Here is a 14,992-nt window from a genome sequence, read left to right as displayed (position 1 = left end):
CATGACCACGCCGGCCCTCAAGGCCGCGTGACCGCACCTGTCACCCGAACCTGCATCAGACCCTTGTGCTGCTGGGAGTGCTCGACGGTGGCAACGACCTGCTTGACGGCTTCGACGTCTGCGGCGTACGCCGTGGATTCCCTGGTCATTGGGCCATGGTGCAACCTCAAGCACAGTTGAGATCAAGAGAGCGATCGGTCCAAGGGATCGGCTGCAGAATTCGGTGAGGGCGTTCGCTCAGGACGTCCACTGACCTTGGAATCGATCATGTAGGGCCGTGGCCCGGTCGACTCCGGATCGACCGGGCCACGGCCCTCTGGTCATTCAGTTGGTGTCGTTCCGGGGAGGATCAGAACGACGTGGTGACGGTGACCCCGCTGAAGTCGGTCACCGCGTACAGGCTGATGTACCGGTAGCCCGCCTCGGTGTTGCTGACCGTGATGCTCTCGGTGTTGCCCGAGTTGGTGGACTTCTCGGTGAAGGTGGACGGTCCGGCCCATGTCGTCGGGTCGTAGTAGAGGTCGGCATTGCCGCTGCCGCCGCTGGTGGTGACCTTCAAAGTGGTGGTGCCGGCCGGCAGCCAGATCCACAGGTAGTCGGTGTCACCGGCAACCCGGGACTGGTCCGATCGGAAGCAGTTCTGACCCATCGCCTGTGGGTTGGTGTCGGTGCAGGCCGTGGCCGAACCGCCTCCGTTGCCGCTGCCACCGCCCAGGGTGTCGAGCCAGGCATCGAAGTCGGCGTCGTAGCTGGTGCCGATGTTGTTGTAGACGGCGTAGGCACCCTGGTAGTCCCCCGTCCGCATCTTGGCCAGCATGGCCTGGATCTGGTCCGGGTGCTTCTCGGTCATGTACCGGACGGCCAGGTAACCCCACGGGTAGGTGCGCGTTTGGTCGTCGATGGCGTAGGTGTTCTGGAAGAGCTGGCTGAGCTTGTAGGTGTGCTTGGCCGCCTCGGTCAGCGCGCCGTCGTCGGTGAGGTTGCGGTAGGAGTAGGAGACGTACTCCGCCTGGCCCTCGATCCACCAGACGTCCGGGACGGTGATCTGGGTGCCGAAGTCGCCCTTCATGTCGTAGATGGACTGTTGGACGTGCGCGAACTCATGGTTGAGGTTCCAGGCGTTGGCCGTGAAGCCATTGTCGGTCGGCCACTGGTAGAGAATGGAGTAGGCGATGTTGTTCGGGTCGGTCGGCGTGCCGGTGAGCGTCTCGCCGCCGTTGTTGGTGTCGTTGCCGAAGATCGCCCACGAGTAGGTCACGTAGTCGGCCCTGCTCCCGAAGATGACCATCTTCAGGTTGAAGTGCTCACCGGGGATCGGCGTGGTGGTCTTGACCTGGTTCTGGTAGAACGCGACCTCGTTCGACAGGCTCGTGCAGACGTCGGACTGCTCCGTCGCTGTCAGTGCCTGCGCCATGATGGTGAAGTTGCTGCATGCGTAGTTGATCGGCAGCGCAGCCGCGGTGAGCTGCTTCGTCAGGTCGCAGACGCCGTAGTAGGAGCACTGGCCCAGGTCCCCGGTACTGGCCCGGTAGGCGACGTGCACCCACAGGTTCTTCGTGGCACCGGTGATGGACGAGCCGTCCAGCAGGCCCTTGATGAGGGGGCGAATCTTGCTCTGCAGGGCCGGTATCTGGATGAAGTTGGCCAGGTCGTTCCCTGCGTTCGAGTCGAGGACGTCGTTGTTCCCGCCGAGCAGGTCGCGGTGGTTGAGGGTGAAGTTGTAGAGCGTGTCGGCGATACGGGAATCCGCGGTGATCGCGGTGACGAAGTCCGACAGCCACGGGCCGCGCCACAGCGGGGTGTAGATCGCGTTCAGCGCCCGATCCATCTCCGGGACGGCGTCCCACGAACTGCTGGTGTAGGCGTTGAGGTACCGGCCGTAGACGTCGAGGTAGTCGGCCTGCACCTGCGCGCTGTCGGTGAGGACGAACGCCTGTTCCAGCACGGCGCCGTTGCCCGCACTGATGTCGTTCGCATGGCTGCTGGCGAACAGCGCGTTGAACCCGTTCTCGATGGCGGTGCGGAGCGTGGAGTCGTACGTGCCGACGTCCTGGGGGTCTCCGTACTGCACGTAGTAACCGGCGCGCATGAAGTACATCAGCTCGTACAGGCCGCCGGAGTCGTCACCGGTGTAGGAACCCGCCGCGCTGGCGATGCCGTTCGCCACCGCGAGCATCTGGGACTGGTTGAACACGGCGTGCGCGTCCGAGCCGGTCAGGCTGAACAGCGGGTTGATGCAGGCACTCCAGTCCACCGTCTTGATGTACGACACCAGGTCGCTGCCGGACCGGCCCGAGAAGTCCGACGTGGTGCACGACGTGACGGCGGCAGGCTGGGGGGCTCCGGCCGCATGGAGAGCCGCGGGTGCTGACAGGTGCGGCTTGGGCGGCTTGGCCGAACCCAGGGCGGCCGGCTCCCCGCGCAGTTTCGCGGGCAACGGCTTGGCTCTGGTGGCGGCGGCTTGGGGCTGACCTGTCTCGGCTCCGGTCGGCGTGGCTTTCCCGTGCTGTTCGGCGGTCTGCACGGCCGCGGCGGTTGCCGACGCGGCCAGTGGTGAGGCATACCTCGTGTTGCTGGTCGCCGCGGCGGCCTGAGCACTCGTCAGGCCGGCAACGAGCCCTCCGGCCGCCAGAACGGCGGTCAGAATTCTGGGCAGGATTGATCGACGGTGCATCGCATCTCCAGTGGGGGGCGAAGGGGAAGCCGCCCGACGAGGCGGGCAGTGGTATGTAACATTGCACTCACCCGAAGGCTGGGCAATGCTCCGGGACCCAGCACTGTTGCCGGTTGCCCCATAACACCGACGCACAGGGCACCGACGCCTACCTGGAAGGGAGATGCGGATGACGAGGACACAGCCGATCGAGACGATCGACTGGCACACCGGCGGCGAACCGTTCCGGATCGTTGTGGACGGCCCGGCTGAGGTGACGGGTGAGGGACTGACGGTTGCCGAGCGCAGGGTCGTCGCGAAGCGAAGTGAGGATGTGCGGTGGGTGCGGGCGCTGCTGTGCCGCGAGCCGCGCGGCCACGCGGGCATGTACGGCGGATTCCTGGTTCCGCCCGACGACGCCGACGCCCACCTCGGTGTCCTCTTCTGGCACAACGACGGTTTCTCCACGGCGTGCGGGCACGGAACGATCGCCCTGGGCACCTGGGGCGTCGCCTCGGGCCGGGTCCCGGCACCTGCCGACGGCCTGACCGACGTCGTGATCGATGTCCCCTCCGGGCGCGTCACGGCGAGCGTGCGGACCAGGAACGGCCAGGTCCAGGACGCCACGTTCACCAACGTGCCCGCCTATGTCCACGCGCACGGCGTCGACGTACGGACCTCCCTCGGGAAGGTCACCGTCGACATCGCGTTCGGCGGCGCGATGTACGCGGTGGTGCCGGCCGCGTCCGTCGGGCTTCGCGTCCGGCCGCAGGACGTCACCGAACTCACCGCCGTCGGGCGGGAGATCCGCGACGCGCTCAACGCCGCCCGCGCCGCCGAGCACCCTCTCGACCCGCGACTGTCCGGAATCTACGGGACGATACTCACCGAGGAGACCGGGCCCACCGAACTGCGGGCCGACGGCAGCCGGCTGGTGCGGCAGCGGAACGCAACGGTGTTCGCGGACGGCCAGGTCGACCGGTCACCGTGCGGTTCCGGCACATCGGCCAGGATCGCGGTCCTGGCCGATGCCGGACAGATGCGCCCGGGCGACGAGTTGCGGCACGAGTCCGTGGTGGGCTCGGTGTTCCACGCCCGGGTCACCGGGCAGACCGCGGTCCACGGGATCCCTGCGGTCGTCACGGCGGTGACGGGCACCGCGCACGCGGTCGGCACGTGCCGGTTCGTCGTCGACCCGCGCGACGCGCTCCTGCCCGGGTTCGTGCTGCGATGACCCAGTTCCTCGACGCGGAGCGGGTCTTCGCCCTGGGGCCGGTCGCCACCGTCCGGGCCATCCACGACGCGCTGGCCACGGGCCTCGACCCGGACGGCGACATGCCGCGGGTCATCACACCGGTGGTCAACGGGCAGGCGCTGCTCATGCCGTCCGAGTCCAGCGGCTGGTTCGGGGTGAAGGTCGCGACCGTCGCGCCGGGCAACGCCGCCCTCGGCCTGAACCGCATCAACGCGACGTATCTCCTGCACGACAGCCGGACCCTGACGCCGGCCGCGATCCTCGACGGCGTCGCGCTGACGACGCTGCGCACCCCGGCGGTCTCGGTCGCCGCCTGCCTCGACCGGCTGCACGAGCTCGCGTCGAGCGCCGCGGACGGGCTCCGGCTCGTAGTCTTCGGCGCGGGCCCGCAGGCCGAGTGGCACGTCCGGACGATCCGGGCGCATGCGCGGGTCGCCCACGTCACGGCGGTCACCCGCCGCGGCAGCGCGACGACGGTCTGGGCGGACCGCCACCTGGCCGCGGACAGCGCGGCTGTCGCCGATCGCGTCCGTGCCGCGGACATCGTAGTCGCCGCGACCTCGGCCCGCGAGCCGGTCCTCGACGGGCGTCTCGTCCGCGACACGGCGCTCGTACTGGCCGTCGGCTCCCACGAGCCGACCGTGCGCGAACTCGACGGAACGCTCATGGAACGCGCCACAGTCGTCGTCGAAAGCCGGGCGAGCGCGCTGCGCGAGGCCGGCGACGTCGTCATGGCGGTGGCGGAGGGGCGCCTCGACCCGCGCACGCTGGTGACGATGGCCGACCTGCTCACCTCTGAGGCCGCCCTGCCCGGCGACCGTCCCACGGTCGTCAAGACCACCGGGATGGGATGGGAGGACCTGGTGGTCGCCGTCGCGGCGTACCAGCAGGCACAGGCACATCGGCAGGGAGCACGGGCGGAGTGACACCCCCGTTCCCATGACATGTGAAATGGTACCGTCGCCCCGCAAGGCGTTCCCGACGGATTGAGCATACGGTGGTGCGAGACGACAGGCAGCCGCGCGACGGCGCGAGCCACGACCGCGCGGTTGCGTCAACGCTGGCGGAGTGCTTCACGCAAGGGTGGGCCGAGGCGGCTCCGGCGGTGCCGATACTGTCCGGAGCGGTGAGGTCTCGAGGGGCCGTGTCGCTCGTCGCGGTGTCTTTCAGCAGCGTCCCGTGTCTATTTACTGATCGTTCGAGTTGCCTCCGCTGCGTACGGGACGTGGAGGAGGGAGCCGCATGCGAAGCGGAATGGTCCTGGGGGACCTGCGGGTTCAGCAGATGCGACGGGCGGGCGGTGGCTGGTCGTACACGATCGTCAGGCCGGACGGGTCCGTACACGAGGAGGCCGACAGCTTCCTGCGCACATACGAGGGGCGGGGTACGCAGAAGACCTACGCGTACTACCTCGTCGATCACCTGCGCTGGCGGGTGCGCGAGAAACTGACGACCGGGGCCGTGTCACTGCGTGACCTGCTTCGGTACATGGGGGCGGTCGGGGCAAGGGTGGAGATGCCGTTCGGCGAGCCGTGGCGGACGCCGCCGAAGCGCCCGTACGGATCGTCGGCGCTTCAAGTCGCGGCCTCGTGTGTGAAGCGCTTCTACCTGCACCAGTGCGGCCTGGGTATGAACCCGGAGCTTCGAACCGCCCTGGACGCGATTTGCCCACTCAGGTGGACCGGGAACGGGCTCGTGGAGTCCAGTGGTGTGCGCGTGCGTGATCGATAAGATCTCGTCCAGCGGGACGTGGTAGCGCTCGACCTCGCCGTCGGTGTGCAGTTCCAACGCACCGATGAACTCGCCACTCGGTGCGTCGTAGACCGGTGATCAGGTCACGGCAAGGGCTGATCCTGCTCGCAGGCGCTCCATCCGGTTACGGCAGCTCTCCACGGTCTTGCAGGCGCTCATCGAGCGTGACCCGGGTTCGCGTCCAGGGGGCGATGAGTTGGTCTTGACTCCCGACGGGTATCGGGGCGTACGCGGTGCCGTCGGCTCCCTCGACGGGGATGCGGTGGACGGCCGTGGGTTCCGCGACCAGTTGCACGCCGAGTTGCACGGCCACGGTGTCCAACCCCTGGGTTTGGTGGTCGGCTTCTCATCGAGGGCCAGTCGCCTTCGGCAACGTCTCCTTCCTGGCCTGCCGCTCATTCAGCCGCTGTCCGCATACGGCGCCGCGGCAGCGAGTGCCTCGACGGGCTCAATCATTGGCTGAGCCTTCCAGCGATGCACGGCCGGGCCTCCAGACAGCTCCTTCCCGAGATCGGCGAACCGGTCATCGGCCGGCTCGGGCAGCTTGGGCGGGCCCGTCGAGGCCAGGGCGGCTGCCCCGCCCCCCGGCGCCGGGCCCACCGACCGCTCACTGGCTGTGACGGCGGACGGCCGAGGTGGTCAGCGCAGTTTGCGGTAGGTCGCGCGGAGGTCCTGGATCCAGGCCTCGGGATTCTCGTACGGGCCGAAGTGGCCGCCCTTCTCATGGACGTTCACGTCACGTATGTCGGCGTAGAATTGCCCGCCGCCCGCCTCGAAGAGGGCGATGCGCTCCCCGGGGGTCTCCGCTCCGGGTGAGGAGTCGCCCAGGAGGAACGTGAAGCCGGCCGGCGCCCGGACGTACGGGGTCTCGTCGTGGACCGGCTCGGGCGGATACAGGTTGGCGTTGCGGTAGGCGCGGATCGAGGAGCCGATCGCCTGGTTGACCCAGAAGATCGTGGCGAAGGTGAGGATGTCGTCGGCCGGCCACTGCGCCTCGAAGTCGGCGTTGCGGTCGCTCCAGGTCCGCCACCGCTTGAGGACCCAGGCCAGCAGGCCGGCCGGGGAGTCGTTGAGCCCGTGGGTGAGGGTCTGCCCGTCGAGCAGGTGCGCCGTGACGTGTGAGACGTACGCGTTGTTGCGGCGGATGAGGCGGGACCGGTCCGGTTCGGGCGTGTCCGGGGCCGGCTGGCCGCCCGACAGGTCCCAGAAGCGGTCGCCCTGGAACATCGCGGGCGGCATCTCGTTGCCCAGGTGGATGCCGTAGAGCGAGTCGGCGTACTTGTGGCCGAGCCGGGCCCCCACGAGGGCGCCGTAGTCGGCGGCGCCGACGCCGTATCGGTCGTAGCCGAGCACCTCGGTCATCAGTGTCTGGAAGCGGTCCGCCATACTGGCGTAGTTCTCCCGGGGGTTGGTCAGCGGCGTGGAGAAGCCGAAGCCGGGTAGCGAGGGGATCACCACGTCGAAGGCGTCGGCGGGGTCACCGCCGTGGGCGGCCGGGTCGGTGAGCGGACCGATGACCTTGTGCCAGTGGTGGTAGGTCCAGGGCCAGCCGTGCATCAGGAGCAGCGGGATCGGTGCCGGTCCCTTGCCGCGCTCGTGGACGAAGTGCACCGGTGTGCCTCCGACGTCCAGGCGGTGCTGGTTGAGGGTATTGAGTCGGGCCTCCATCGCGCGCCAGTCGAAGCCGTCAGCCCAGTACTCCACGAGCGGCCGGAGGACGGCCGTGCTCAGGCCGTAGATCTCGTCGTCGTTCTCGGGGTCGGATGCGAAGCGGGTGGCCTTCAGGCGGGCCCGCAGGTCGTCCAGGACCTCCTGGTCGACGTCGATGGTGAAGCGGTCGAGGGATGGGCGGGATGCGGTACTGCTCACAGAGCTGCTTCTTTCGGGTTCAGTAGGTGAGGTCCATGCGCAGACGCGTCAGCACCAGTTCGGCGATCTTCCACTCACCGTCCGCCCTGGTGAACCGGGCGCGGTAGTGCCCGAATCCGTGCATCTCGGTGAACTGGGCATTGCCGTTGTCGTCGGTGCGTGCGGGCCGTTTGATCAGGTCTTCCATCGCCCAGACGCCGCGGGCCGAGACCGCGGACTCGATGTCGATCTCGTCGGAGAACAGGTGGTGGACGAGGACGGCCTCAGGTCCCACGCTCGCGGGGATCGAGGAGGCGATCTCCTGCCTTCCGCGCATGTGCCGTACGACGGTTCCGTCGCCGTTGTGCGGCGTGAAGGTGCCCTCGGGTGTGAACAGGGCGGCGAGTTCGTCCCACCGCTGGTGATCCGCGTTGTACACGTAGCGCGCCATCAGCCGGCGCAACTCCTCGATGGTGCTCAGACGTTCGATCTCATCCATGAGTGACGCTTCCGTTCGTTCACGTCGTCGGCGACTGCCCGGAGCACCCATGCTGCTCCGAAAAAATTGGACCGGCGAGTTCAGAAACAGTGCCCCGCCGGGGCACGCCACGGGCGGGCCCGGCACCGTCGACGACCTCGTCGCGGACGCCCCTGCGGCCGGCGCCGCGCCTGAGCCTGGCAGGACGATGCCTGCTGTCAGGCGGGTGCTGCCCCTGCATCATGCGCGCCGGCGTATCGCCGGCTTGTCGCTGCGTGACATCGCTTGCCCTTTCCCAGCAGGATCCGCCGGCAACTCCGGTCTCGGCTTCCGGTCAGGCTCCGTCCCTGACCCCAGTCTCGGCGCAGGCAGCGGCGATGCGGCGGATGCCATCGGTGATCTCGTCGGTTCCAGCGATGTCGGAGTAGCTGAGCCGGATGTGCGGCGCCATCGCCTCGGAGGCGAAATACGGGCGACCGGGAGAAATCGCGACGCCGGAGCGCAGGCAGGCACCGACGAGTGCTGTCTCGTCGGTGCCGCCGGGCAGGCGGAGCCACAGGTAGTAGCCGCCGGCCGGGGCGCGAACGGCGGACGCGAGGTGGGGCAGGTCGCGCTGCAGCGCGGCGAGCATGGCGTCGCGGCGATCTCGGAGACTGGCGGCGAGGGTGCGTAGATGGCGGGGCCACGCGGGGGCGCCGAGCAGGTCCAGGGCGGCTTCCTGGAGTAGGCGCGGTACGAAGAAGTTGTCGACGACCTGGATGGCGCGCAGGCGCTCCATCACCGGGCCTTGCGCGATGAGCGCGCCGACTCGCAGGGTGGGCGAGGTGGGCTTGGTCAGCGAGCTGATGTGTACGACGACCCGGGCGCCGGTGGCGGTGAAGGCGTCCTCCAGGAGGTCGAGCCGCACGCCGTCGTCGTCCATGGGAACCGGCACCGGGCGCAGCCCGGCAGCACGGGCGACGGACAGTGCGCCGGGGTAGGTCGGCGATTCGACGAGTACCGGGGAGCCCGGCGGGGTGAGGGCCCGCAGGACGGTGGTCAGCGCAGCCTGGCCGCCCGATGTGATCAGTACGTGCGCCGGCGTGAGGCCACCGCCCGCTTCGCGGGCGAACCAGGCGCGTAGAGGTGTCAGCCCCTCCAGCGGGGGCCGCTCCCAGGTGCCTGGCCGACGGGCTGCGCGGGCGACGGCCGCGCCGAGGACTTGTTCAGGCTGCAGCGAGGAGTGCAGGTAGCCGCTGTTGAAGGCGATCACGCCCGGCGGTGGCACCCAGGGGAACGTCGCGCAGGTGTTTCAGGTCGGCACGGGCGAAGCCGCCAACTCGTCGAGCTGGAAGCGCAGCGCATCACCAAGGAGCGCGGTGCCTTCCGCTCGCACCAGTTCGAGAAGATCTGAGCAACGTGGATGCCCACTACACCGGCACAGGACAGGAGATCTGGCACCAGACCGGGGGTGGGATCGACGCCTTCGCCGACTTCGTCGGGACCCCACGATCAGCAGGCAGGGCACCACGATCCACAGCCGCTCGGCGGCGTCTTGGGAGGCGCGCGCAGCTGCCCGACTCCGTCCCCGGCCTGGTGTCAGGAGGCGACTCCGCTTTCAGTAACCGGGCCGAACTGATCCACCCGCTGCCCGGTGCACGTCTCCGCCCACACCCGCTCGGCCCGCAACACCCACCCGTACAGTGGAGATGCCCAGTTCACGGCCTTGTGCAACACCCTTTAGATCCAGCCTCTCTTCGCGGCCTCGGCCCCCACCTGAAAGCGGGTGTCGAGGCCGAGCCCGGAGGCGATCGCCGCGATCCGGCGGGTCACGGTGCGCGCGCTCGTCCCCAGCTGCCGGGCGATCGCCTGGTCCTTGTACCCCGCCTGCATCATCTTCAGCAGCAGGAGGTCCTGAGCGCTCGGCCCGTCGGCCGTCGCCGGGTCGGTGGCGACGACGGACTGCGCACGCTGCCAGTAGGAGTCGAACAACTCCAGGAGCGCATCGAGCAGTCCCGACCTGTGGACCACGGCGATCATGTCGTAACGGCCCGGGACCAGCGCGACCAGCGCGACGCGTCGGTCCATGATGCGCAGTCTGAACGGCAGGGCCGGCAGGATGCGGGCCTGCTCGCCGATCCGGGCAAGGTGGGTGATCAGCTCGAAACGGCCGGGCTGCGCCAGCGCCTCCGGGGTGTAGACGGACCGGATGTCGACGCCACGGCCCAGCAGGTCCATCGTCAGGGCCTCCTCCAACTCGGTGCTGTAATGGCCGAGATAGGGAGGACGATCGAGCACCCAGAAGTGAGTGCGAACCGACTGCATCAGTTCGGCGACGCGCAACGTGATCTCCGCCTCGCCCGTGATCACCTCCACCAATCCGGTCGGATCCTCCCGGAGCCGGCGGGCGCGGTACTCGTCCGCCAGGTCCTCGACGGCGCCCCACACCGCGGTGAACGCCGCCTCGCTCTCGGCCCGGCGTCTGGCGAGCAGCGCGCTCAACGCGGTGTGCGGGCTGACCGGACGGTACTGGCCGTGCCCTTCCTTCCGCAGCATGCCCAGCTCCACCAACCGGGAGATCGTGCGCCGGATCCGGCTGGGCGTGGTGCCCAGGATCTCGGCGATCTCGGTGGCCGTCCGGCCCGACCTGGTCAGACAGACCCGGTAAACCCTTTCGTCGAACTCGCTGATCCCCAGCGTGCTCAGCACCGGCCGCCCTCCCGTGATCATCGCCCGACGGTCCGTCGGGATGCGCGTGACGCGAATCGCCAACTGGCGATCTACGACACGAGTCTGATCTAGACATCTCTCCTTCACAAGCCTTCACTCTGAACGTTCACGCCGCCTGTGGAAGGGATCCGAGGCCCTCGATGCCGACGAGCCGTCAGCTGGCGCAACGTGGACGGCAGAGGACGACCGTGCTCTGCCCGACCGCAGAGCCGGGAGAGACCTTGTGAAAGCACACCACCGCAGACGCTGGAGCGTGCCGGTTGCGGCCGGCGCTCTGGTACTCGCGCTGGCGGGCCCCTACGACGCGACTGCCTCGGCGTCCTCAGCAGCCCGTCTCGACGCCGCGTCCACCGCATCCGCGTCCGACCGGGTGCCCGCGGGCGACCACTCCGTCACACTGATCACCGGTGACGTGGTCACCACCCGGCGGAGCCCCGGCACCGACGGCGAGGCCGGAGGCACCGTCAGCGTCCGCGGTGCCGACGGGCGCCCCGTTCAGACCCGCATCCTGACGTCGGGCGACGACCTCTACGTGTTCCCCGAGTCCGTACTGCCCTTCGTCGCCGAGGGCACCCTGGACCGGCAGCTGTTCAACATCACGGACATGATCGCCGACGGGTACGACGACGCGCACCGCGACCAGTTGCCGCTCATCGTCTCCTACACGCACTCCGCCGGCACACGCCTCAAGGCCGCTGCTCTGCCCGCCGGGGCGACCCGGGTCCGCACCCTCGACGGCATACGCGGCGCCGCCCTCACCGCGGACCGCTCGCGCGCCGCGGACTTCTGGAAGTCCGTGGCCGGGACGGCGACGACCGACCGAGCCCGAAGGCAGGCCGCCGCACCCGCCTTCGCCGACGGGATCGCGCACATCTGGCTGGACGGCCTCGTCCACGCCGACCTCGCCGACAGCACCAAGCAGATCGGCGCGCCTCAGGTCTGGGCGGAGGGCAACACCGGACAAGGCGTGGACGTGGCGGTCCTCGACACCGGCATCGACGCGGGACACCCCGACCTCGTGGACCGCGTCGCGAGCCGGCAGAGTTTCGTACCGGGTGAGAACACCGACGACCACTTCGGCCACGGCACGCATGTCGCGTCCATCATCGCCGGCACCGGCGCGGCCTCCGACGGCAGGGAGAAGGGCGTCGCCCCCGGCGCGCGCCTCGACATCGCCAAGGTGCTGGACGACACCGGCTCCGGACAGACCTCCTGGATCCTGGCCGGCATGGAATGGGCCGCGGTCGACCAGCACGCCAAGGTCATCAACATGAGTCTGGGCGACGCGCAGGCGTCCGACGGAACCGACCCCCTCAGCCAGGCCGTCGACAAGCTCAGCGCCGAGACGGGCGCGCTGTTCGTCGTCGCGGCCGGCAACGCGGGCGCACCCGGCACCATCGGCGCACCGGGCGCGGCGAGCACCGCGCTGACCGTGGGCGCCGTCGACTCCGGCGACTCCGTGGCCGACTTCTCCAGCCAGGGCCCCCGCGTGGACGGCGCCCTGAAGCCGGAGATCACCGCGCCCGGCGTCGGCATCCTGGCGGCCAACTCCCGGTTCGACGGCAACGACGCGGGCGCCTACCAGACCATGAGCGGCACCTCCATGGCCACGCCCCACGTGACGGGCGCCGCCGCGCTGATGGCCGCCGCTCATCCGGACCTTAACGGAAGCCAGCTGAAGGACCTGCTGACCAGCAGTTCCCGGCAGACCCCGCAGTACGACGCCTTCCAGGCGGGCAGCGGCCGCCTCGACCTCGCCGCGGCCGCGCACGCCGGTGTCTTCGCCACGGCGACCGCGTACGCCGCGCAGGTCCCGCAGACTCCCGCCGGCGGCGTGCGGCGCCCGGTGACCTACACCAACACCACCGACACGCCGGTCACCCTCGCGCTGACCGTCGAAGCCGCACACGCCCCGGCCGGCGTGTTCCGCCTCTCCGCCCCCCAGGTGGTCGTGCCCGCGCACGGCAGCGCCGGTGTCACCGTGACCATCGACGGCTCGGCCGCCCCCGCCGACGGCCGGTACACCGGCCAGGTCGTCGCGAGAAGCGCGGCCGGGAAGGTCGCGGCGCACACCGCCGTCTCCCTCGGGGACGTCATGCACAAACTGACCATGACGTTCAAGGACGCCCACGGCCGGCCCATGTCCGGCGTGGTCGAACTGCTCAGGTCCGGTGACGACTCCCCGGCGTTCGTCGAGATCGACGCCTCCGGCACAGGGCAGATGTACCTGCCCAAGGACGTGTACTCGGTGCTCTCCTTCAAGACGGTGCAGGGCGTCCACGGCCCCCACTCGTGGGGCATGGCCCTGCTGGGCGACCCCGAAGTCACCATGGACCGCGACACCACCGTCACCCTTGACGCGTCCAGGATCGACCGCATCGACATGACGGCCCCTCAGCGGACCGAGACGACCTACCAGCGACTGGACTACACCCGCATGATGGGCGGCCAGATCTGGCGGGACTACATGGAGACCCAGACCAACTACGACAGCCTGTGGGCCCAGCCGACCACCCACAAGGTCACCCACGGCGACTTCTACCTGGCGGCCCGCTGGCGCAAGGAGAAGCCCGCGCTGGCCGTCTCCACCCGCACCACCGACTTCACCGATGTGCTGCGCCAGGACGGAGTCACCCCCCTGCCCAAGGGCAGTGCCAAGCTCCCCCTGGTCTTCGCCGGCCAGGGCGCGAGCAGCGACTACGCGCACCTCGACGCGCACGGCAAGGCCGTGGTGGTACGCCGCAACGACGACGTCACCGACATCGACCAGGCGGCCGCCGCAACAGCCGCGGGCGCCGAACTCATGCTGGTCGTGAACAACGTGGACGGCCGCGGCTTCCGCCGCTACAACGCGCCGTTCGGCTCGACACCCGTCCCGCTCGACGTGGGCCTGCTCAGCACCGACGAGGGCGAGAAGCTCGTCCAGCAGGCCCGGGCCCGCGACGCCTCCGTCACGGTCGACTCCGCACCCGTGAGCCCGTACGTCTACGACCTCAGCCGGACCTGGCACAACGAGATCCCCGACCGCATGGTGGTGCCGGGCAGTTCCAGGAACCTCGCCCGGGTCGACGAGACCTTCGACAGCCCGGCTCCGGGGAAGACCGGCGGCGAGTTCCGCTTCGACTGGCCCGCCTACAACAACTGGGCCATCGGCGAGCTGATGCCGGAGCCGGTGCGCGGCAAGCGCACCGACTGGGTCTCCACCGGAGGGTTCAACAGCTGGAGCCAGAGCGCTTACGCGGACGGCATGGTCTTCGAAGCCGGGGCCAAGACCGCCTACCGGGCGGGCAGCAGGCAGTCCGAGGAATGGTTCAAGCCGATCGAACGGCCCTACCTGAACGACGTCTACAGTCTTCCCACGCGCAAGGGCGACCACCTGTACATCGACATCCCAGCCTGGGGCAGCCGCGACCACGTCGGCATGAACCAGATCGACAGCGCAGCGGAGCAGCGCCAGACCCTCTACCAGGGCACCAAGGAACTCGGCACCGGAACCTTCACGAACGTCTCGGGCGACGCACCCAGCGCCGGGAAGCTGCCGTACCAGCTGGTGGTCACGGGCAAGCGCGACGTTCCCTTCACCCCGTACTCCTCCAGCACCCGCACCGAGTGGGACTTCACCTCGAAGGCGGCGTCGGACGGCTCCGACACGGTCCTGCCGCTGGTGCAGATCGACTACGCGGTCGCCACCGACCCGGCCGGGCGGGCCTGGAGGCACGACACCCTGTCCGCCACCGCCGCACAGCTGCCGGGCGCCGCCGGCGCCGGCCGGGTCGGCGCGGTCACCCTGGAGCTGTCCTACGACGGCGGCACGACATGGCACAGGGCCACCGGTGACCATGACGGACGGTTCCGCCTGGACGCGCCGAAGAAGGCGTCCTTCGTGTCGCTCAGGGCGAGCGCCGAGGACTCGGCGGGCAACGCGGTGCACCAGACCGTGATCCGGGCGTTCGGCCTGCGCTGACGCCACCCCGCGGCTCGCACGCGAGTAAAGGCCGGTCCGTCCGTGGTAGCACGACCACGGACGGACCGTCCGCCGCCGGGCGGCCCCGGACGGCGCGGTCCGTCCGGCGTGGGCGTTACTGAGCTTGTTGGCGTGGTGTCGTCAGGGTGAGGCCGGTTTCGGCGAGGCATCCGTCGATGAGGTTGCTGCGGTACTGGATCTGGCGGAGGCCATGCCGGAGGATGCGCATCAGGTGGTCTGGGTCGGTGAAGGCGGTGTTGGCCTGGCTGTTGCGTCGCAGGACGGACCAGATGCCTTCGACCGGGTTGAGGTCGGGGGCGTAGGGCCAATGCT

General features: G+C 69.4%; 9 protein-coding genes and 2 pseudogenes. 4 read left to right on the top strand and 7 right to left on the bottom strand.

What is annotated here, in order from left to right; translation table 11 throughout:
- Nucleotides 1-17: 17 nt before the first annotated feature.
- Nucleotides 18-149, bottom strand: coding sequence for a hypothetical protein (locus IE294_RS49240; protein ID WP_268252867.1), 132 nt, complete (start codon nt 147-149; stop codon nt 18-20).
- A 200-nt stretch (nt 150-349) separates the two neighbouring features.
- Nucleotides 350-2,674, bottom strand: coding sequence for a M9 family metallopeptidase (locus IE294_RS44450; RefSeq protein WP_189895031.1), 2,325 nt, complete (start codon nt 2,672-2,674; stop codon nt 350-352).
- A gap of 163 nt (nt 2,675-2,837) precedes the next feature.
- On the opposite strand from IE294_RS44450, the gene IE294_RS44445 reads away from it, so the two are divergent.
- The 3 genes from IE294_RS44445 to IE294_RS44435 all read left to right on the top strand — a co-directional run bounded on the left by IE294_RS44445 (nt 2,838) and on the right by IE294_RS44435 (nt 5,639).
- The gene (locus tag IE294_RS44445; protein WP_189895030.1) at nt 2,838-3,887 is read left to right on the top strand and encodes a proline racemase family protein; all 1,050 of its coding nucleotides are present in this window, start codon (nt 2,838-2,840) and stop codon (nt 3,885-3,887) included.
- Nucleotides 3,884-4,834, top strand: a complete 951-nt coding sequence (locus IE294_RS44440) for an ornithine cyclodeaminase family protein (protein WP_189895029.1) — start codon at nt 3,884-3,886, stop codon at nt 4,832-4,834. Before IE294_RS44445 ends, IE294_RS44440 begins: the two co-directional genes overlap by 4 nt.
- 316 nt (nt 4,835-5,150) lie before the next feature.
- A complete protein-coding gene (locus tag IE294_RS44435; protein ID WP_189895028.1) occupies nt 5,151-5,639 on the top strand; it encodes a hypothetical protein in 489 nt (162 codons plus the stop codon).
- A 660-nt stretch (nt 5,640-6,299) separates the two neighbouring features.
- On the opposite strand, the gene IE294_RS44430 is transcribed toward IE294_RS44435, so the two are convergent.
- The 4 genes and pseudogenes from IE294_RS44430 to IE294_RS44415 all read right to left on the bottom strand — a co-directional run bounded on the left by IE294_RS44430 (nt 6,300) and on the right by IE294_RS44415 (nt 10,695).
- A complete protein-coding gene (locus tag IE294_RS44430; protein ID WP_189895027.1) occupies nt 6,300-7,529 on the bottom strand; it encodes an epoxide hydrolase family protein in 1,230 nt (409 codons plus the stop codon).
- 19 nt (nt 7,530-7,548) lie between these two features.
- The gene (locus IE294_RS44425; protein WP_189895026.1) at nt 7,549-8,007 is read right to left on the bottom strand and encodes a nuclear transport factor 2 family protein; all 459 of its coding nucleotides are present in this window, start codon (nt 8,005-8,007) and stop codon (nt 7,549-7,551) included.
- A 313-nt stretch (nt 8,008-8,320) separates the two neighbouring features.
- A pseudogene (locus IE294_RS44420) lies at nt 8,321-9,250 on the bottom strand (aminotransferase-like domain-containing protein); the annotation flags it as partial.
- Nucleotides 9,251-9,705: 455 nt separating this feature from the next.
- Nucleotides 9,706-10,695, bottom strand: a complete 990-nt coding sequence (locus IE294_RS44415; protein ID WP_229918096.1) for a helix-turn-helix domain-containing protein — start codon at nt 10,693-10,695, stop codon at nt 9,706-9,708.
- Between the two features lie 223 nt (nt 10,696-10,918).
- On the opposite strand from IE294_RS44415, the gene IE294_RS44410 reads away from it, so the two are divergent.
- Entirely contained in the window at nt 10,919-14,659 is a 3,741-nt protein-coding gene (locus tag IE294_RS44410) for a S8 family serine peptidase (RefSeq protein ID WP_229918094.1), read from the top strand.
- A gap of 115 nt (nt 14,660-14,774) precedes the next feature.
- Here the strand turns inward: IE294_RS44410 and IE294_RS44405 are convergent.
- Nucleotides 14,775-14,992: pseudogene (locus IE294_RS44405) on the bottom strand (IS630 family transposase); the annotation flags it as partial.

This window comes from Streptomyces canarius, from assembly GCF_014650735.1.
In the GTDB taxonomy this organism is placed as follows: Bacteria; Actinomycetota; Actinomycetes; order Streptomycetales; family Streptomycetaceae; genus Streptomyces; species Streptomyces olivaceoviridis.
Note: the sequence above shows the minus strand (reverse complement) of the source record. Positions and strands in the feature narration are given on the sequence as shown.

Excerpts from the sequence above, each read along its gene's own strand:
- IE294_RS49240 (WP_268252867.1), bottom strand. The coding sequence starts at position 149 with ATGACCAGGGAATCCACGGCGTACGCCGCAGACGTCGAAGCCGTCAAG.
- IE294_RS44450 (WP_189895031.1), bottom strand. The coding sequence starts at position 2,674 with ATGCACCGTCGATCAATCCTGCCCAGAATTCTGACCGCCGTTCTGGCG.
- IE294_RS44445 (WP_189895030.1), top strand. The coding sequence starts at position 2,838 with ATGCGGATGACGAGGACACAGCCGATCGAGACGATCGACTGGCACACC.
- IE294_RS44440 (WP_189895029.1), top strand. The coding sequence starts at position 3,884 with ATGACCCAGTTCCTCGACGCGGAGCGGGTCTTCGCCCTGGGGCCGGTC.
- IE294_RS44435 (WP_189895028.1), top strand. The coding sequence starts at position 5,151 with ATGCGAAGCGGAATGGTCCTGGGGGACCTGCGGGTTCAGCAGATGCGA.
- IE294_RS44425 (WP_189895026.1), bottom strand. The coding sequence starts at position 8,007 with ATGGATGAGATCGAACGTCTGAGCACCATCGAGGAGTTGCGCCGGCTG.
- IE294_RS44415 (WP_229918096.1), bottom strand. The coding sequence starts at position 10,695 with ATGATCACGGGAGGGCGGCCGGTGCTGAGCACGCTGGGGATCAGCGAG.